This window comes from Streptomyces uncialis, from assembly GCF_001905345.1.
Lineage (GTDB): Bacteria > Actinomycetota > Actinomycetes > Streptomycetales > Streptomycetaceae > Streptomyces > Streptomyces uncialis.
The window spans coordinates 527,859-545,365 of record NZ_LFBV01000002.1 but is presented as its reverse complement, the minus strand read 5'-3'; the positions used below and the strand labels follow the sequence as shown (position 1 = coordinate 545,365).

Genomic DNA, 17,507 nt, shown 5'->3' with positions numbered 1-17,507 from the left:
CGGTGGGAGTCCGGGGCTGACGCGCAGCGGTGTGGGACGGCAGGGGGCCGTCCCGAGCCCGAATGCCCGCACGGTGGTGCACCGATCAGGAAGCCGTATCACGCGATGGGACGGCGGCCACCCGTCCCACCGGCGTGCCCGCACCCGGCCGGACGCGGCGGGGCCGGCGTCCCCCACCCCCAGGAGCCGGTCATGTCCAGACCCCGTACCTCCCGCCGTGCCCGTTTCGCCGTCACGGTGCCCGCCGCTCTCGCCACCTTCGGCGCGGTCGCCGCGCTCACCGCGCCGCCCGCCTCGGCGACCTCGACCCCCGCGCAGATCGCCACCTCGAAGACCAACGGTGTCAGCTACCTCAAGTCCCTTCAGGCCGCGGACGGTTCGTACGCCGGTTCCGGGCTGTCCAACGAGTGGGCGTTCAGCGCGTTCGCCGCGGCGGGGACCGCCGCGGTCGATGTGACGCCCGGCGGCGATGCCACCAAGAACGCCCGCAAGGTGTACCGCGATCTGCTCGCCACCTCCGGCTGGCCGTCCGCGACCCCCGTGGTCACCGACTACGAGCGCGGCACGCTCAACGCGTACGCCGCGGGCATCGACCCCGCCCGGATATCCGCGTCCCGCAACCTCATCGCCGATATCTACGGCTACTGGCAGACCGCCGAGGCCGGGTACTTCGGTCCGTCCGCCAACTACAACGGCACCGTCTTCGCGGGGCTCTCCCTCGCGGGCGCGCGCACCCAGTCCGGCGCGCAGCGCGTGCCGCAGGCGCTGCTGGACCGGATCGTCACCCGGGTCCGCGCCAACCAGCACAACGACGGCGGCTGGAACTACAGCAAGGCCGAGGGCAACCCCGCGCAGCTCGGCGCGGCGTCCGACATCGATATGACGGGAGCCTCCATGGCGGCACTCTGCTCGGCGGGGGTGCCCGCGACCGACCCGGACATCGTCCAGGCCAAGGCGTTCCTGAAGAGCAAACTGGTCAGCACGTCGGGCGCGTTCAACGCGATGTACGGCGTCAACACCAACTCCAACGGCTGGGCCGTCTCCGGGCTGAACGCCTGCGGGATCAACCCGCAGACCGGTGACTTCCTCACCCCGGCCGGCCGCACCCCGATCGACTTCCTGATCGCCCAGCAGTTCAACCCCGGCGGCGGCTTCAAGTACCAGCCCGCCAACACCACTCCGTCGGCGTACGCGTCGATCGACGCGCTCCGCGCCGTCGCAGGCGGCGGTTTCACCGCCGCGCCTCCGGTGCCGGTGACCGCGGGTGCTCCGCAGTGGGTCGCGCAGAGCGCGTTCACCCCGGGGACGGCCACCGAACTCGCCCTGTCCGTCGATGACGGCGCGGGCGGTCTGTCGGTGTGCTCGGTGGCGTTCACCCCGACCGGCACCACGACCACCCTCGGCGAGGTGCTGACCGCCGCCACGGGCGCGGCGACCCCGGCGGGCTGTGTCACGTCCGTCACCCCGGCGAGCGGGGCGACGGGCACCATCACGGCCGTCAACGGCAAGGCCAACAGCGGCACTTCGACATGGAAGGTGAGCGTCGACGGTTCAGCGCCCGCCGCCGCGACCCGTGACCGGGTCGTCCAGGTCGGCGACACGATCGCGCTGCGCTGGGGCGTCTGACCCGCACCTGTACCGGTGTCCCGGCCCTCGCGGTCCGGGACACCGGGCACCGCGCGGACGGCCGACCCCGGCCCGCGCCGGTACGCGCGCGTCCGGCGCTCCCGCGGCGACGCCGTCCGGTCAGGGCGGAGCCGGAGGTGTCAAGGGTTGCTCATGAGCATGGGTTCCGGCGGCCGGGGCGCCCGGTGAACTCGTGGGACGGGACGGGTGGCCGTCGGGGCGGCAGTAGCGGTGGACGAGTTCGCTGTGGCCGGGAAAGCGGGCCGTGAGTTCCTCGTACCGGCCGAGGGTCATGTCGGCCCAGTCGAATCCGGGTGCGACGGCTTCGCCGATGAGGGCGTGGTCCCCGGCGGTGAGATGGGAGGCCTTCCAGACACCTCCGGGCACGGCGAGGGTGAGGGTGTGTCCTTGCCGGGGGTCCTGGCCGAGGACGACGGTGCTGTGACGGCCGTCGGGGTGGAGCAGATGGTAGGTGACGGGTTCGCCGTGCTGGTGGAAGTGGAGGACGTCGGAACGGTTCAGGTGCCAGTGCCCGATCGGTGTCCAATGGGTGAGGAGATAGTGGATGGAGGTCAGGGTGTAGCGGTCACCGTCGGGTGTACGGGTGGTGGGGCGGTGGTCCGCCTGGAAGGTACGACGGAAGTATCCGCCCTCCACATGGGCCTCCAGGCCGAGGGCGTCGATCCAATAGCGTGCCGTGAGCACGGTGTCCTCCTGCGGTCGTGCGACTGATCATCGACGGTGGGAGCAGGGAATTCGATCCCCCGAACGTCTCTGCTGCGTCTGTGTCTGCGAGTTCGACCTTCCCGCCCTCGAAGCGCTCGCCGTCCAGGACGCGGCCACGCGCCCGGCGCTCCCGGCCTGCTCCCGTACGCACACCCTCCGCGGAGGCGTCGAGGTCACCGTGCTGGCCGACGGCCGTCCCGTCAACTTCCATGAGACGGACAGCATCAGCAATCTCCACTCCGACCTCGTCTACGCCGGGATGCTCACCGGAGCGTGCGCCGTCGCGACCGATCCCGCCCCGGCCGGCTCGACCCGTCCTGGGCGGACACCGTGCTGGAGGAATCGGGACTGCTCCAGGACTACTACGAGCGCTACGGGCCCCCGGCCGCACCGACGGGCACCGCGCCCTCCTCCGCCCGGGGCCGGCCCGGACGCGGTAACGGCGAGCGGAGCTGACCGCGCATCGGAACGCTACCTCTCGGGAGGGAGGCTGCTCGGTACGACTCCCCCGCGAGGGCTAGCGGTTCGGTTCCCATGGATGATTCCCCGTCGTCCCCGCTCCCTCAGGGTGGAGCCATGACGCTGAACATCCTGCACAGGCCCCCGACCGTCGGTGACACCGAGCGGCCCGTTCCCCGCTGGGCGACGCGCCTCGCCTACGCGCTCCCGCTGCTCCTGCTGCCGAGCTGCTTGTGGCGGCTGCCCTTCGCCCTGCACTTCGACATGGGGCAGATGCAGGAGGCCGGGATGCCGGGTTACTGGGTGAGCGTCCCGTACGTCCTCGGGCTCAGCGTGTTGTCGGAAGTGATCGCGATCCTGACCATCGGGCTGGTCCGGGGCTGGGGAGAAGTGGCGCCCGCCTGGATACCGGTCATCGGCGGCAGACGCGTCCGGCCGATGGCGGCGGTCGCCCCCGCGGTCCTCGGCGGGCTGATCCTCACTCTTCTGTTCACCGCCGTCCCGATCGGCGGCGGTCGAAATCTCACCCTGTACGGCATCGCGGAATCCGTCGAGTACACCAACACCGCCTGGCAGACGCTCGCGACGGTGTGCGTCACCCCCATCGCCGCATGGGGACCCATCACCATCGCCCTCGCGATCGCCTACTACCGCCGCCGAGTCTCCGCCGCCGCGTGAGACCCGTGCCTCAACAGGGCCGCCGACCGAGCCGAGTTCGGCGTGGCCTCCACGGGTGCGGTCTGCCGGGACCGGTACCCGCACGGCCGCGTCGCCCACGGCCGGTCCTCCCACCGCTGGACGGCTTCGGCGGTGGGCAGCCGGGTCCGGGAGGACCCGGACCCGGCTACCCGCCATGTGGGCGTCGGCGAGGGCTGCTTGGACCGCGCATGCTCGGCCCACCTCCGCCGACGGGGGATCAAGGCCACGATCCCCGAACGGGTCCACCGACCCGCCGAACGGGCACGTCACCGCGCACGATCCGACGGGGTCGGCAGGGCATTCCTAGAAGGCGGTCCAGGTGAACGCGACCTGGTCGCCCGCGTTCAGCTTGAACTGGCAGCCGCCGACCGGGGTCGGCACGCCGTTGACGGAGATGTTCCAGTACGCGACACCGCCGCCGCTGACGTTCTTGACGCTCTCCACGAAGTAGTCCTCGAACGACGGGTACCAGGTGCCGTCCCAGCTGAAGCCCCGCTTGCGGGCCGCGTCGTCCAGGGCGGCGGTCGGGGTGGGCACCGCGCTGGGGTGGGCGCCGCCGTTGGTGCCGTCGCACTTGTAGGAGCCACCGGTCGCCGGGGTGACGTGGTGGCCCTTCGTTCTGACCTTGCCCTTGAACAGGAGCCCGTCCGGGCCCTGCACCGTGAGCTTGACCTTGATCGGCGCGTTGGTGTTCGTGGCCGTGGCCACGGCCGTGCTCGGGTGCGTGCCCGGTCCGGCGACGGCGGGCGCGCTGGTGAGCGCGAGTCCGAGGGCGGCCGTGGTGACGACGGCCCTGGTCAGGGTGCGGTTCATGGCGGGTGCCTCCTGGCGGTTACGGGGCCCGCGGCACGGGCCCCGCACCGGGGCATCGCCCGCCCGCCGTTTCCCGTCCGTGTGCGGAGGGCAAGTGCGGCGGGGCGGTGAGGACCGGCACCCGGGGCTTCGCACTGCGGACCGTGACAGGGAGAAGCGGCGCGCGTGGGACGCCGGGTGCTCCGACTCGCGGCCTCGTGCCGCACACGGTTGCAGGTCAGCGCCGGATTCCCACCGGCTTCCCCCAGTCGTCCCCGCATTCAGTTGTGACGCCCGGTCAGGACCGGGTCACCGCATCGTACGGGGGTGGAGGGCCGCCGGTCAGGCGTTCCGCGCGCTTGGCCGCCCCGGTCGTGGGGCGGGCGCTCGGCGGGCCCGCCCGGCAGGGGCCCGGATGCCCGATCGGGGTCCGCCGCGCACCATGGGAGGCGGGAGGCCGTCATGAGAGCAGCCGTCGTCCGCGCGTTCCGTGAGCCGCTGGTGATCGAGGAGCGGCCCGATCCCGAGCCGGGCGCCGGACAGGTCAGTATCCGGGTCGAGGCGTGCGGGCTGTGCCACACCGACATCCACGCGGCGCGCGGCGACTGGCCGGTGAAGCCCCGGCCGCCGTTCGTCCCGGGCCATGAGGGCGTGGGGCTGGTGGAGGCGCTGGGTGACGGGGTGACCCACCTCGCGGTGGGGGAGCGGGTCGCGGTGCCCTGGCTCGGCTGGGCCTGCGGGCGGTGCGAGCACTGTCTGTCAGGCTGGGAGACCCTCTGCGAGCGGCAGATCAACACCGGCTACGGCACGGACGGCGGGTACGCGGAGAGGATGCTGGCCTGGGCCGACTTCGCCCGGCCGGTGCCGGACGGGGTCACCCCGCTGGACGCCGCCCCGCTGACGTGCGCGGGGGTCACCACGTACAAGGCGCTCAAGGTCGCGGGGGTGCGGCCCGCGCAGCTCGTGGCCGTGTCGGGTGTCGGCGGGCTCGGTCATCTCGCGGTGCAGTACGCGAAGATCGCGGGGGCCACGGTCGCGGCGATCGACGTGACGGAGGAGAAGCTGGCGCTCGCCGCGTCGCTCGGCGCGGACATCCTCGTCAACGCGGCGAAGGACGATCCGGCGGCCGTGCTGCGGGAGCACGGCGGCGCGCACGCGGCACTCGCCCTCGCCGTGAACGAGGCGGCGTTCACCTCGGTGTACGCGGGGCTGCGGCGGGGCGGGAAGCTCGTGATGGTCGCGATGCCCGCGGGCGGCACGATCGCGGTGCCCATCTTCAGGACGGTGCTCGACGGGACGTCCGTCATCGGCTCGATCGTGGGTACGCGGCTGGACCTGGACGAGGTGTTCCGCCTGCACGCGGCGGGACGGACACGGGTGATCCACGAGGCCCGTCCGCTGGGGTCCGTCAACGAGTCCATCGAGGACGTGATGGCGGGGCGGGTGGCCGCGCGTGTGGTCTTCGAGCTGTAGCGGCCCCCGCGGCCACCTCCGGCGTGCGCCGACCCACTGGCATGCGCCGATCCCTCTGGCCTGCGGCGACCCCTCCGGCCCGCGGTGACCTCCTGCGTACCTCTTGCGTCGCCCAGGCCGCTCCGGAGTGCCCGGGTGTGGTGACCCAGGGTGTACGGATGACTCCTCTCCATACCCCCCAGGGTATAGATGTTAGGGTGGCTGAAAATACCCCGGGGGGTACATGCGTGTGAGGAGTGTGGAGCCGTGTTCTTCGTCGACACCCTGGAGTTCGAGGGTCTGGGAAACCGCAGCTACCTGGCCGGGGGCGACGCCACGGCGGTAGCCGTGGACCCCCCTCGGGACATCGACCAGGTCATCGCCGCGGCGGCCCGCCGGGGCGTCCGGATCACCCATGTCGCCGAGACCCACCTCCACAACGACTACGTCACCGGCGGACTGGAGCTGGCGCGCCTCACCGGTGCCCACTACCTCGTCCCGGCCGCCGCGGCCGTCTCCTTCGCGCGTACCCCGGTCACCGACGGTGACACCGTTCAGGTGGACGAGGGTCTGGCCCTGCGTGCCCTGGCCACCCCCGGGCACACGCCCCATCACACCTCGTACATCCTTGAGGAGGACGGGCGGGGCGTCGCCGCGTTCACCGGCGGATCACTTCTCATAGGCGGGGTCGGCCGCCCCGACCTGGTCGAACCCCGGCTCACGGAACAGCTCGCCCGCGCTCAGCACGCCTCGGCGCACCGGCTCGCGGACACCCTCGCGGACGAGGTGCCGGTCCTCCCGACGCACGGCTTCGGAAGCTTCTGCTCGTCCGGTTCCGGTGCGGGCGGCGGGGCGAGCACGATAGGCGCCGAACGTCTGATGAACGCCGCGCTGACCCGGGACGTCGACAGCTTCGTCACCGAACTGCTCGCCGGACTCGACGACGTACCCGCGTACTACGCGCACATGGGACCCGCGAACGCGGCCGGTCCCGCACCCTTGGACCTCACCCCGCCGCGTCCTGCCGACGCCGGGGAGCTCGCCGCCCGGCTCGCCGCGGGGGAGTGGGTGGTCGATCTGCGGGACCGGGTCGCCTTCGCGCGGGGGCATCTGGCGGGATCGCTGAACTTCGAGGAGGAGGGCAAGCTCGCCACCTACCTCGCCTGGCTGATCCCCTGGGGCAAGCCCGTCACCCTGCTCGGCAGCACCCCCGAGCAGATCACACGGGCACAGCGGGAGCTGGCCCGGGTCGGTATCGACCGGCCCGCCGCGGCGGCCACCGGCGACCCTCGGACCTGGGTCCGCGAGGGCGAGACCCTGGCCGCCTTCCCCCGCGCGACCTTCGCCGGCCTCGCCGCCGCACGCGCGGCGGACGGGGAGGACTCCGGGAACACGGACGAGGATGTCGTCGTCCTCGACGTACGCCGCGACTCCGAGCGCGCCGCCGGGTATGTCGCCGGATCGGTGCACATCCCGGTCCATGAGCTGCGCGACCGGATCGCGCAGGTGCCGCCCGGGGCGGTGTGGGTGCACTGCGCGGGCGGGATGCGCGCGGCGATCGCCGCGTCGCTGCTGGACGCGGCGGGGCGGCGGGTCGTCGCCGTCGACGACGGCTTCGACGCGGCGGAACGCGCCGGGCTCACCGTCGCCGGACCGGCCGGGGCCCGGGTCTAGCCGTACGAACACGGCGCCGAGCGACCGCCCCGGTCCGCTCACGCCGCCCTGCCGTCAGTTCCCTTTCCTTCCTTCCCTTTCCCCGCCGTGCCCGTGACCGGGCCCGGCCGGAGTCCCCGTACGGAGTGCACCATGTGTTGCCCTTGCCGCGCCCCCGGTCACCGCCGGGAGCGATGTCGCCCCCGGGTGTCGGGTCCGGGTGGCCCGACATGAGCGAACTGATACTCGCCCTCACCGCCGGAGGCGTCGTGGGCCTCGCGCTCGGGGCACTGGGCGGTGGCGGGGGAGTCCTCGCGGTGCCCGCGCTGATCTACCTGCTCGGCTTCACACCCGTCGAGGCGACCACCGCGAGCCTGCTGATCGTCACCGTGACCTCGCTGACCGCGCTGTACGCCCACGCGCGCGCCGGGGCCGTCCGCTGGCGGAGCGGTGCGCTCTTCGCCGCGGCGGGGGTGCTCCCCGCCGCGGCGACGGCGAGCCTGGCGGACCGGCTGCCCGGCGCGCTGCTCACCGCGGCGTTCGCCGGGGTCGCGGGCCTCGCGGCCCTGCGGATGCTGCGTCCGGACACCCCGGAGCCCGCCACCGTACGGCCGCTGAAGGCCGCCGGTACGGGGGCCGGGCTCGGTGCGCTGACCGGGCTGCTCGGTGTCGGCGGCGGATTCCTCGCCGTACCGGCGCTGGTGGGTGTGCTGGCGTTCGAACTACGGGCCGCCGTCGCCACGGGACTGCTCGTCGTGTCGGTGAACTCGGTCGTGTCCCTGGCCGTCCGGGGCGGCTCGGGCACGGGCGTCGACTGGGCGGTCGTCGCCCCGTTCACGGCCGCCGCGGTCCTGGCCGCCTGGGACGGCAAGCGCCTCGCGGCGAAGATGCCGGACGCCATGCTCCGGCGGGTGTTCGCGGGCGTGCTGCTCGCCGTCGCGGTGCTGATGCTCGTGGACGCCGTCCGATGAGCACGCGCCCGCGGTCGGCGCCCGGCGCTGCCTGCGCACCGCCGGTACCTGTCGGGGTCCGGGCCGGACCCGGGCAGTACAGCCCGGGAAGGGCTACGCCAGGGAGAGGAACAGCTTCTCCAGCCGGGCCCGCATCTGGTCCCGGTCCTCCGGATCGGCCATGTCCTCGCTGGTCAGACAGTGCTCCAGGCCCGTCGCGATGATCGCGAAACCCGCCCGGTCGAGCGCGCGTGACGCGGCGGCGAGCTGGGTGACCACGTCGCCACAGTCCCGGCCCTCCTCGATCATCTTGATCACGCCCGTGATCTGGCCCTGCGCCCGGCGCAGCCGGTTGACCACGGTCTTCAATTCCTCAGCAGCCAAAGCCAGTTCCACAGCACACTCCTTCGGTATACCCCTACGGGTATCCTACCGGAGGCGTGGACCACTGAAGAGTAAGGACGATCCTGTGACCACATCTCCCGCCCTCGCCCCCCAGCAGGCCGCCCAGCGGCTCGCCACGATGACCGTGATCGACGTCCGTACGCCGGGCGAGTTCGCCTCCGGGCACCTCCCGGACGCGCTGAACATCCCGCTGGACGAGCTCCGCACCGCGCTGCCCGCGCTGCGGGACGCCGCCGGGCGCACGGACCTGCTGGTCGTGTGCGCCTCGGGGACCCGCTCCGCGCAGGCGTGCGGGACCCTCGCCGAGCAGGGGGTGACGGCCACCACCCTGACCGGGGGTACGACCGAGTGGGCGCGGCTCGGCCATCCGCTGGACACGCCCGCGCGGGGTCGTGCGGTCTGGGCGATGGAGCGGCAGGTGCGGTTCACCGCGGGGTCCGTGGTGCTGACCGGGCTGGTCGCGGGGCAGCGGTGGAACGCGGCCCGGTGGATCTCCGCCGGGATCGCGGGCGGTCTCGTCTTCTCCGCCGTCACGAACACCTGCGGGATGGCCCAGGTGCTGTCCCGGCTGCCGCACAATCGCTCGGACGCGGGTGCGCTGGAGGCAACGCTCGCCGCCCTGCGGGCGCGCACGGAGAACCCCGCGTAGCGGTTCGTCGCGGGGTTCCTCGCGCTCCTGGTCCGTGTCGGTGGGCGCAGTCGTCCCGTGCGGGGCGTCCGGGGGTGCGCGGTTCCCCGTGCCCCCGGGTGGGCGCGCTTGTCCCCGCACAGGTACTCGGTGGTGTCGCGCGGTTCCCCGCGCCCTTTGGGGCGGGGAACCGCTTCCTGTGCCCGCGTTCGCCGGACCGCAGCTGCGCACCCACGAGTGGCCCGCACGGGAATGGCCAGAGGTCCTTGTCGATGGAGCCCTATGCCGACCTGTGCGTCAGGAGCGTGATTCTCATCTGATGGCAGACGCAGACGCCGCCGTGGCCGCGCAGGGTGTCGTCAGGATCGGAGGCCGGTGTCCGTCGGCGTGCCGGCCGGATCCGATGCCGTGGGTCCCGTATCGGGCATCTGGCGCTTGATGGCGGCGTCGACCGCGGAGCCGATGCGGCGCAGTGTTGCCAGCTCGTGAGGCTTGAGTCCGTCGATCAGGTATTCCCGGACCGCCGCGACGTGTCCCGGCGCCGCTTGCACGACTTCTGCGTATCCGGCCTCGGACAGCGTCGCGCTGGTGCGTCTGCCTGAGCCGGGGATGCGGGACCGCGACAGCAGTCCCCGCTTCTCCAGTCGCCCGGCGACATGCGACAGCCGCGACAGCGACGCCGATGTCCGTGCGGCCAGATCGCTCATCTGCAAAGTGCGAGCGGGCTGTTCGGACAGGACCGAGAGCACCATGTACTCGAAGAAGGTCATGCCGGACTCGCGCTGCATCCGCGCGTCCAGGGCGGCCGGCAGGCTGATCATGATCGCCGAGTTGGCCAGCCATGCCTCCCGCTCCTCGCCGTTCAGCCACGGCGTCCCGCGGTCCGGGCCGGAGGGTTTCCCCTCACCGGTGTCCGCTTCGCCTCGCGCGGAGGCGTTGCCCTTCGCTCCGTCCGACGGATGCCGAGGACGCTGATCGTCCCTGCCCGTCGCAGTCCCAGTCATGGGGACCACCCTAGACCCACTTATTGACACGTCAAGTTCTCCCGTGTAGTTCTTGATGCGTCAAGTTCGCTCCGTCGCCGTCCGGCCGTACCGCCGGAGTGCTGGTCGACCCTGTTCCGACAACGGGACCGGGCGAGCACCCCGACGCGCGGAGCAGGTTCGCCCGTCGGTCCAGAAAGGGAACACCTCGTGCACATCACGTCACTGGGGACACTTCAGGTCTCACGCATCGGGCTCGGAGCCATGGGGATGTCGGCGTTCTACACGGGAGCCGGCAGGGACGACGCCGAGTCGATCCGCACCGTTCGGCGCGCCCTGGACCTCGGTGTCACGCACCTGGACACCGCCGAGGTGTACGGCCCCTACGTCAACGAGGAACTGGTGGGCCGCGCGGTCAAGGGCCGCCGGGACGAAGTCGTCATCGCCACCAAGTTCGGCCTCGTCTCTCCTACCGGCCGACCGGGGCCGGACAGTACCCCGGCGGGCGTCCGCGCCGCCGTCGAAGGGTCCTTGCGGCGGCTCGGAACCGACCGCGTCGACCTGTACTACCAGCACCGGGTCGACCCCGACGTACCCATCGAGGAGACGGTGGGGGCGCTGAGCGAACTCGTGACCGCGGGCAAGGTGCGCCACATCGGGCTGTCGGAGGCCGCCGCGCGGACGATCCGCCGGGCACACGCGGTGCATCCCGTGTCCGCCGTGCAGTCCGAGTACTCACTGTGGACGCGTGACCTGGAGGCCGAGGTGCTGCCCACCCTGCGGGAGCTCGGGATCGGGCTGGTCCCCTACGCGCCGCTGGGGCACGGATTCCTTGCCGGTGGCGTCCGCACCCTGGACGGCCTGGACGCCACCGACTGGCGTCGCACCAACCCGCGGTTCACCGGCGGAAACCTCGCGCGCAACCTGCGCATCCTCGACGAGGTGCGCGGCGTGGCCGACGAGGCCGGGGCGACGCCCGCGCAGATCGCCCTCGCCTGGCTGCTCGCACAGGGTGAGGGCGTCGCGCCCATTCCCGGGACCACGCGGGCCGACCGGGTGGAGGAGAACTGCGCCGCCGACGGAATCGGGCTGAGCGCCGACCAGATCACCCGGCTGAACAAGGTGCCGCCCGCGTCCGGCGAACGCCACGCCGAACCCGACATGGCGTCCATCGACCACTGAGAAGGGCCACCGCCAGGCACCGGGCGTCAGTGCCCGGACGAGCCGGGCGCAGGCGACCCGCTCTCCGAACGGGGAGTCGGCACGGCCGGTGCGCAGCGGCGTACCGCGATCGAAGCACAACGAATGGAGCAGTACACCTCATGAGAAGCGACGTCATCCGTGTGGGCATCATCGGCGCGGACACGAGGGCGAGTTGGGCGGGGGCGTCACACATCCCCGCGCTGGCCGCGCAGCCGGCGTTCCAGTTGTCGGCGGTGGCCACACGGCACGAGGAAAGCGCTCGAAGCGCGGCCGAGACCTTCGGCGCCGAGCGCTGGTTCGCCGATCCCTTCGAGCTGATCCGCGACCCGTCGGTCGATCTCGTCACCGTGGCCGTCAAGGTCCCGGCTCACCGCGACCTCGTGCTGGCGGCCCTCGCGGCGAACAAGGCCGTGTACGCCGAGTCTCCGCTGGGTGTGAGTGTCGCGCAGGCGGAGGAGATGGCCGCCGCGGCGGGGTCACTGCACACGGCGATCGGCCTCCAGGGCCGGCACAACCCCTCTGTGCGCCGCGCGGCGCAGATCGTCGCACAGGGAAGGCTCGGGCGGCTGCTGTCGGCGCGAGTCATCGCGACGACGTTCGGGAACGGCCCGGAATCGGTGAGCGCGTACGCATACTTCGACAAGGCGGCCGCGGGAGCCGGTTTCCTGCCCATCGCCGCGGGCCATGTGCTGGATGTGGTCGAGGCGGTCCTCGGCGACATCACCGAGATCGATGCGCGCACGGAACTCCTCTGGCCACGGGTGAACCTGGTGGACACCGGGGAGTTGTCGGCCCGGGAGGTACCTGATCACCTCGACGCCATCGCCAAGACCGCGTCGGGCGCACCGGTCGGCGTGCAGATCCTGGCAGGAGTGCCCGCGCCCGACGCCCGCTTCGTTCTGGAGATCCGCGGTTCGGACGGCTGGCTGAGGCTGACCGGCGATCACCCCGCGGGCGTTCAGGTCGGAGATCTCGTCCTCACCTCAAACGTGGACTTCGCGGCACCTGACCGCCCCGTCTCGGGCGGTGCCGGACCGACCGCCGCCGATGTCTGGGCCGGTGCGTCCATCAACGTGGGCGAGGTGTACGCCGGCCTGGCACGCGACATCACACACGGAACCCACCACACCCCGGGATTCGCCCACGCGGTGCACAACAGCCGTCTGATCGCCCGGATCGAAAAGGCATCCAGCACAGGTCTGCGGCAGTGACGCCGTCACACCCGGCCTTGGCGGCGCCCTGAGGTTCGTTGCCGAACCATCAGCCGCATGCTGTCGTGACCGCCACCGAGAAGATCACTGCTCCCGGTCCTCGGGAGGCCCGCAGCCACGATCGCCGTTCCCCGGTCGGACCGACGCTGGTGGGTACCGTCGGACACCTTGCCGCAGGTCTCCCTGTCGCCATCGGCGCGGACGCGTCCGCGGCCCGATCGGGAGATCATGCGCGACGGGGGGTGAAGAGCATGACCCAGTGGTCGTTCTCGGGGTCGTGCAGCATCTCGCTGTCGAACGCGAGCAGACCTTTCGTCGGATGGTTGACGCGCTTCATCGCGGACCTCCATGTCCCGATCTCTCCCCGCTCCCACTGTCGGCCGAACTCGGTACCGCTCGCCGACAGTTCGCGGAACAGAGAACGAAGACGCTCGTCCTCCGGGTAGAGACCGAGCGCTTTGCGAAGTTCGGCGGCGGCCACCCGGGACAGTTGCTCCGCTCCCTCGTTCCCGAGCACCTCGCGGAGTCCCGCCGATGTGAAGGCCTGGTGGACGATGTTGTGGCCGTACGGTCCGTCGTCGAAGACGGGCCCGAACAGATCCGCCGCGGCGACATTGAATGCCAGCATGTCGAGCCGGCCGTCGTGAATGGTGACCGGCATGGTGTCGTCCAGGCTGTCGAGCAGGTGCTGGAGCCCCGGTCGGATGTCCGCGGCCGGTGCGGGCGGCCGCGGAGTCCGCTCGTCGGCGAGTCGGAACAAATGGTCCCGCTCGGCGTTCGAGAGCTGAAAGGCCCGCGCCAGCGCGGTGAGGATCTCCCGCGAAGGGCGGGACGCGCGCCCTTGTTCGAGACGGGTGTAGTACTCGACCGAGATACCCGCGATGTCGGCGAGCTCCTGGCGTCGCAGGCCCGGCACACGTCTATGGGACAGAGGGGACGCCCCGGGTCGGTTCCGGGGTGCCATTTCCGAGCGATGGTGGCGCAGGTACTCGCCCAGACCTGACCGCTCGTCTCCCGCCATGACTTCATTGTCCCTCACCGGTGGCAGTCGCCGGGCCGGGAGCGTGGCCCTGCGGATACCAGGCTCGACGAAGTCTTCCTGGTCGTCGAGCACTCCGGCAGCGTCGACGGCGGCGAAGAGCGATACGTCGACGCACACCAGCACTCGCACGATCCCACCAGGAGGTCCACACGTGAACGCAGCGAACCGAACCCTGATCATGACCGGGGCCACTCGGGGGATCGGCCTGGAAGCCGCGCGAGACATCCTCGGACGCAGCCCCGATACCCACCTTGTGGTTCTCGGCCGGGGCTCCTCTGCCGCCGAGGTACTGCCGGGCCTGCGGAAAATCTCTCCGCACGTCTCGACCGTCGACATCGACCTGTCGAGCAAGGCGAGTGTCGACGCCGCCGGTTTGCAGTTGGAAGACCTTCTTGATTCCGGCGAGTTGCCTCCGTTGCGGGGACTCGTGTTCAACGCGGGTGTCCACCTCTCCGACGCGTTGCAGACCACGGTCGACGGATACGAGAGAACCTTCGCGGTGAACGTGATGTCCACCCACCAGCTTCTCAGGCGACTGCACCCCCACATCCTGGCGCCGGCACGCATCGTCGTCACGGTCAGCGACGCGCACTTCGGTGATCTGCGGCATACCGGGGGGACCATGCCCGCACCCCGTTGGGCGATCCCGGAGATCTCCCGACCCGGAGCATTCGACCGTTCCGGGAATGTCCGGGCCGGCCGTCGTGCTTACGTGACGAGCAAACTCGGCGGCGTCCACCTGGTCCACGAATGGGCCCGACGACTGCCCGAAGGTGTCGACATCGTCTCGTACAACCCCAGCCTTGTGGTCGGCACCGGGCTCGCGCGCGAAGCGGGGGGAGCTTTCCCCTTCCTGATGAGCAAAATCATCCCGCTGCTCGCGGTCACACCTCTCGTGGACACCCCGGTCCCCGCGGGAAGGAAATTCGCCGACACCATCCTCGGAGTCACACCTGCCGCGTCCGGTGCCTACATCCACCGGACGAAGGTCACGCCGTCATCCGCCGAGTCCTATGACACCGACCGCGAAGGCGTGCTCTGGGATTGGTTGGAACAGGTCCTGCGGACAACCACTTGAGGGGTACGGACCCAGGGGCGTGGGGAACCGCGCGCCCCCGGGATACGGGCGCAGGAACAAGTTCGCTCACCGGTACGAACCCAGGGGCGCGGGGAACCGCGCACCCACGAGCGACCCGCACAGGATCAAGTACGTCCAACGGCGGAGACCCAGGGGTGCGGGGAACCGCACCCCCGCGAGCGACCCGCACGGGCACCCGTAGGCCCACCGGCGAGCACGCAGGGCCGCCGGAACGCCCCGTACGGGACAGCCGGGGCTCAGGCGCGGGCGGGGAGCCGAGGCGGCGGTGACCGACCCGCCGCCGCCTCACCCCCGGACGACCGTCAGGTCACGTTTCGCGCGTGCGGACGGCACCACCGCCAGCGCCACAGCGACCAGCACCAGCCCGACCGCCGTCACCACCAACGACGACGCCGGAGGCAACCGCGCTATCCCGGCCCCCACCCCGCTCCCGTGCGCCTCCAGATCGATCAGCGGTCGCGCGACCAGCAGCCCCGCGGCGATCCCCAGGGCCGCCGCCCCCGCGGCCGTCACCGCGCAGTGCGTCACCACCACCCCGATCCACTGCCGGGGGGTGAGCCCCATGGCCCGCAGCGCCGGCAGCTCACGGGTGTGCTGGCGTACGGCGGAACTCACCGACCCGGCCAGCTCCACGACCGCGATCAGCGCGAGGACCCCGATCAGTCCCGTCAGTACCCGGCTCACCAGCACCGCCGAGGCGACCGTCGGCGGGGCGCCGCGTACATCGGCGTCCGGCAGCGCCTCCGCCAGGGCCCGCGCCGTCACGCCTTGGTCGGCGCCGGGGCGCAGCATCACCGCGTACGCCGGAGGGCCATTCACCGTGCCGCCCGCGCGCAGCGTGTCCAGCGTCGTCGTGACGACCTGCCCGCCGTGCTCCGGCTCGATGGAACGGCCCACGACATGCAGGATGTGCGGGGTGCCGCCCACGGTGAGGCGCACCCACTCGCCGACCCGTACGCCCGTCGCGTCGAGCAGCCCCTGCCCGGCCACCGCCTCGTTCGGCGCGGCCGGGGTGCGGCCCGCCACCACCACGAACGGGTACGGGTGTCCCTGGGAGCCCAGCCCCCGCAGGGTGACCGACCGGGTCTGGCCCGGGATCAGCGCGGTGACCTCCGCCGCCGGGTACACCGCCCGGACCCGGGGGTCCGCCCCGACCCGCGCCAGATCCGTGGCGTCCAGTCCCGCGCCGTCCTGGCGCAGGGTGAGCGGCGCCGCCGGGTTCACCTCGCCGTCGCCGCCGCGCAGCACGCCCAGGGTGGTGAGCGCGGCCAGCGCCACCGTCGCCATCAGCACCGGCACCGCGAGCCTGGCCACCGCCCCGGCGAACCGTGAGCGCCGGTGCGTCGCCTCCCGCCAGCCCAGCACCAGCGGCGGGGGCACCCCCCAGCGCAGCGCGCACCGGGCCGTCCGTGACATCCGCCGCACCCGGGGCCGGGCCACCCGGGCCATCGGGCTCGGCGGGACCCGCGCCGCCCGCCACGCGGCCAGCGCGGTCGCCGCGGCGATGACCACCACCGTCGCCCCCGCGACCGCCGCGGCGACCGGGACCGCCTCCGGCAGGGCGAGCCCGTGCGGCACCGCCTCACCGATCGACCCGGGCACGTACGAGCCCGCCGTCCGCACCACGAGTGTGCCGAGCGCCGCCCCGGCGAGCGCGAGGGCCGCGTGCTGGGCGAAGAACATCACCGCGATCTGGCGCGGGGTCATCCCGATCGCCTTGAGCACCGCGATGTCCCGTACCTGGCCCCGGACCCGGCCGCCCACCCCGCCGGTGACCGCGAGCGCCGCCGCGAGCAGCGCGCCCAGCCCGAACACCCGCAGCAACCGCCCCAGCAGCCGGTCGTCCTCGCCGACCGCCGACCGTGCCTGACGCCAGGTCGACACGCGCACCACATGCTCGGGACCCACGGCCGCGATCGCCTGCTGGAGCACGAAGTCGGTGTCCGACGCGTTCGCGAGCCGCAGCCCCACCGTCCGGCCCGGGGCGTCCCCGGTGACGTACCGGGTGACCGTGCCCGCACCGGCCCAGCCCGTGCCCGGACGCTCACCGGGCGCGTAGCCCGCCTCGGCGGTCGCCAGTACCCCGACCACCTTCAGGGTGCCCCGCCGGGAAGGGGCGGCGCGGACGGGAAGTTCGTCACCGGGGCCCACCCACAGGGCCTGCGCGGTCGCGCGGTCGAGGACCACCTCGTCGCCCGCGCCGGACAGCCAGCGGCCGGTGAGGAACCGCCGCTCCCGGGCCGTCGGCCCGTCGGGGCGCACCGCCCGCAGATCCACGGCCGCCGTCGACGTGGCGCTCGTCGCGGTGAGCGGGGCCGTGCCGTACGGGCCCGACACACCTGCCACGCCCGGCAGTTCCCGCAGGCCCCCGGTCTCGGCGGTGGCGGTGACCCGCAGCCACACATGACTGCCCCGGGTCTCCGTGAACACCCGCTGCCAGGGGCTTGCCGCGAACTGGAACAGCGCCGCCGACAACAGCAGCGCCGCCGTCACCCCCGCCGTCGCCAGTGCCAGCGACGCGGCCTGGCCGCGATGGGTCCGCAGATCGGCGAGCGCCCAGCGCAGGATGGCCCGCACCG

The 17,507-nt window shown here is 72.5% G+C and carries 16 protein-coding genes; 10 read left to right on the top strand and 6 right to left on the bottom strand.

From position 1 onward, the window contains the following. Window positions 1–192 precede the first annotated feature (192 nt). The gene (locus AB852_RS10705; RefSeq protein ID WP_073786399.1) at window positions 193–1,626 is read left to right on the top strand and encodes a prenyltransferase/squalene oxidase repeat-containing protein; all 1,434 of its coding nucleotides are present in this window, start codon (window positions 193–195) and stop codon (window positions 1,624–1,626) included. A 120-nt stretch (window positions 1,627–1,746) separates the two neighbouring features. On the opposite strand, the gene AB852_RS10700 is transcribed toward AB852_RS10705, so the two are convergent. Beyond that, the gene (locus AB852_RS10700) at window positions 1,747–2,331 is read right to left on the bottom strand and encodes a cupin domain-containing protein (protein ID WP_079184497.1); all 585 of its coding nucleotides are present in this window, start codon (window positions 2,329–2,331) and stop codon (window positions 1,747–1,749) included. A 294-nt stretch (window positions 2,332–2,625) separates the two neighbouring features. On the opposite strand from AB852_RS10700, the gene AB852_RS10695 reads away from it, so the two are divergent. Together AB852_RS10695 and AB852_RS10690 are read left to right on the top strand one after the other, a co-directional pair. Beyond that, complete coding sequence (locus AB852_RS10695) at window positions 2,626–2,808, top strand: hypothetical protein (protein ID WP_073786397.1); 183 nt, start codon at window positions 2,626–2,628, stop codon at window positions 2,806–2,808. 120 nt (window positions 2,809–2,928) lie between these two features. Beyond that, window positions 2,929–3,489: a hypothetical protein gene (locus AB852_RS10690; protein ID WP_073786395.1), complete on the top strand. Its 561-nt coding sequence runs from the start codon at window positions 2,929–2,931 to the stop codon at window positions 3,487–3,489. 324 nt (window positions 3,490–3,813) lie between these two features. Here AB852_RS10690 and AB852_RS10685 read toward each other — a convergent pair whose 3' ends face one another. Further along, entirely contained in the window at window positions 3,814–4,323 is a 510-nt protein-coding gene (locus AB852_RS10685) for a DUF4430 domain-containing protein (protein ID WP_073786393.1), read from the bottom strand. 441 nt (window positions 4,324–4,764) lie between these two features. Between AB852_RS10685 and AB852_RS10680 the strand changes: the two genes are divergently transcribed. From AB852_RS10680 to AB852_RS10670, 3 genes are all read left to right on the top strand, one after another. Further along, entirely contained in the window at window positions 4,765–5,775 is a 1,011-nt protein-coding gene (locus AB852_RS10680) for an alcohol dehydrogenase catalytic domain-containing protein (protein ID WP_073786391.1), read from the top strand. A 246-nt stretch (window positions 5,776–6,021) separates the two neighbouring features. Then, window positions 6,022–7,428: an MBL fold metallo-hydrolase gene (locus AB852_RS10675; RefSeq protein ID WP_073786389.1), complete on the top strand. Its 1,407-nt coding sequence runs from the start codon at window positions 6,022–6,024 to the stop codon at window positions 7,426–7,428. Between the two features lie 209 nt (window positions 7,429–7,637). Beyond that, complete coding sequence (locus AB852_RS10670; RefSeq protein WP_073787678.1) at window positions 7,638–8,378, top strand: sulfite exporter TauE/SafE family protein; 741 nt, start codon at window positions 7,638–7,640, stop codon at window positions 8,376–8,378. 93 nt (window positions 8,379–8,471) lie between these two features. Here AB852_RS10670 and AB852_RS10665 read toward each other — a convergent pair whose 3' ends face one another. Then, window positions 8,472–8,753 carry a metal-sensitive transcriptional regulator gene (locus AB852_RS10665; RefSeq protein WP_073786386.1) on the bottom strand — a complete coding sequence of 94 codons (282 nt, stop codon included), beginning with the start codon at window positions 8,751–8,753 and terminating at the stop codon, window positions 8,472–8,474. A gap of 73 nt (window positions 8,754–8,826) precedes the next feature. Here AB852_RS10665 and AB852_RS10660 point away from each other — a divergent pair, with 73 nt between their 5' ends. After that, window positions 8,827–9,411, top strand: a complete 585-nt coding sequence (locus AB852_RS10660; protein ID WP_073786383.1) for a rhodanese-like domain-containing protein — start codon at window positions 8,827–8,829, stop codon at window positions 9,409–9,411. Window positions 9,412–9,749: 338 nt separating this feature from the next. Here the strand turns inward: AB852_RS10660 and AB852_RS10655 are convergent, their stop codons facing one another. Beyond that, window positions 9,750–10,394, bottom strand: a complete 645-nt coding sequence (locus AB852_RS10655) for a MarR family winged helix-turn-helix transcriptional regulator (protein WP_073786381.1) — start codon at window positions 10,392–10,394, stop codon at window positions 9,750–9,752. Window positions 10,395–10,583: 189 nt separating this feature from the next. On the opposite strand from AB852_RS10655, the gene AB852_RS10650 reads away from it, so the two are divergent. Together AB852_RS10650 and AB852_RS10645 are read left to right on the top strand one after the other, a co-directional pair. Beyond that, complete coding sequence (locus AB852_RS10650; protein ID WP_107499198.1) at window positions 10,584–11,555, top strand: aldo/keto reductase; 972 nt, start codon at window positions 10,584–10,586, stop codon at window positions 11,553–11,555. 140 nt (window positions 11,556–11,695) lie between these two features. Then, window positions 11,696–12,787: a Gfo/Idh/MocA family protein gene (locus AB852_RS10645; protein ID WP_073786379.1), complete on the top strand. Its 1,092-nt coding sequence runs from the start codon at window positions 11,696–11,698 to the stop codon at window positions 12,785–12,787. A gap of 226 nt (window positions 12,788–13,013) precedes the next feature. On the opposite strand, the gene AB852_RS10640 is transcribed toward AB852_RS10645, so the two are convergent. After that, window positions 13,014–13,808, bottom strand: coding sequence for a helix-turn-helix domain-containing protein (locus AB852_RS10640; RefSeq protein WP_073787676.1), 795 nt, complete (start codon window positions 13,806–13,808; stop codon window positions 13,014–13,016). Window positions 13,809–13,980: 172 nt separating this feature from the next. On the opposite strand from AB852_RS10640, the gene AB852_RS10635 reads away from it, so the two are divergent. Further along, window positions 13,981–14,907 carry an SDR family NAD(P)-dependent oxidoreductase gene (locus AB852_RS10635; RefSeq protein WP_245876711.1) on the top strand — a complete coding sequence of 309 codons (927 nt, stop codon included), beginning with the start codon at window positions 13,981–13,983 and terminating at the stop codon, window positions 14,905–14,907. A 306-nt stretch (window positions 14,908–15,213) separates the two neighbouring features. Here the strand turns inward: AB852_RS10635 and AB852_RS10630 are convergent, their stop codons facing one another. Continuing rightward, window positions 15,214–17,505, bottom strand: coding sequence for an FtsX-like permease family protein (locus tag AB852_RS10630; protein WP_073786377.1), 2,292 nt, complete (start codon window positions 17,503–17,505; stop codon window positions 15,214–15,216). Between the last annotated feature and the right edge of the window lie 2 nt (window positions 17,506–17,507).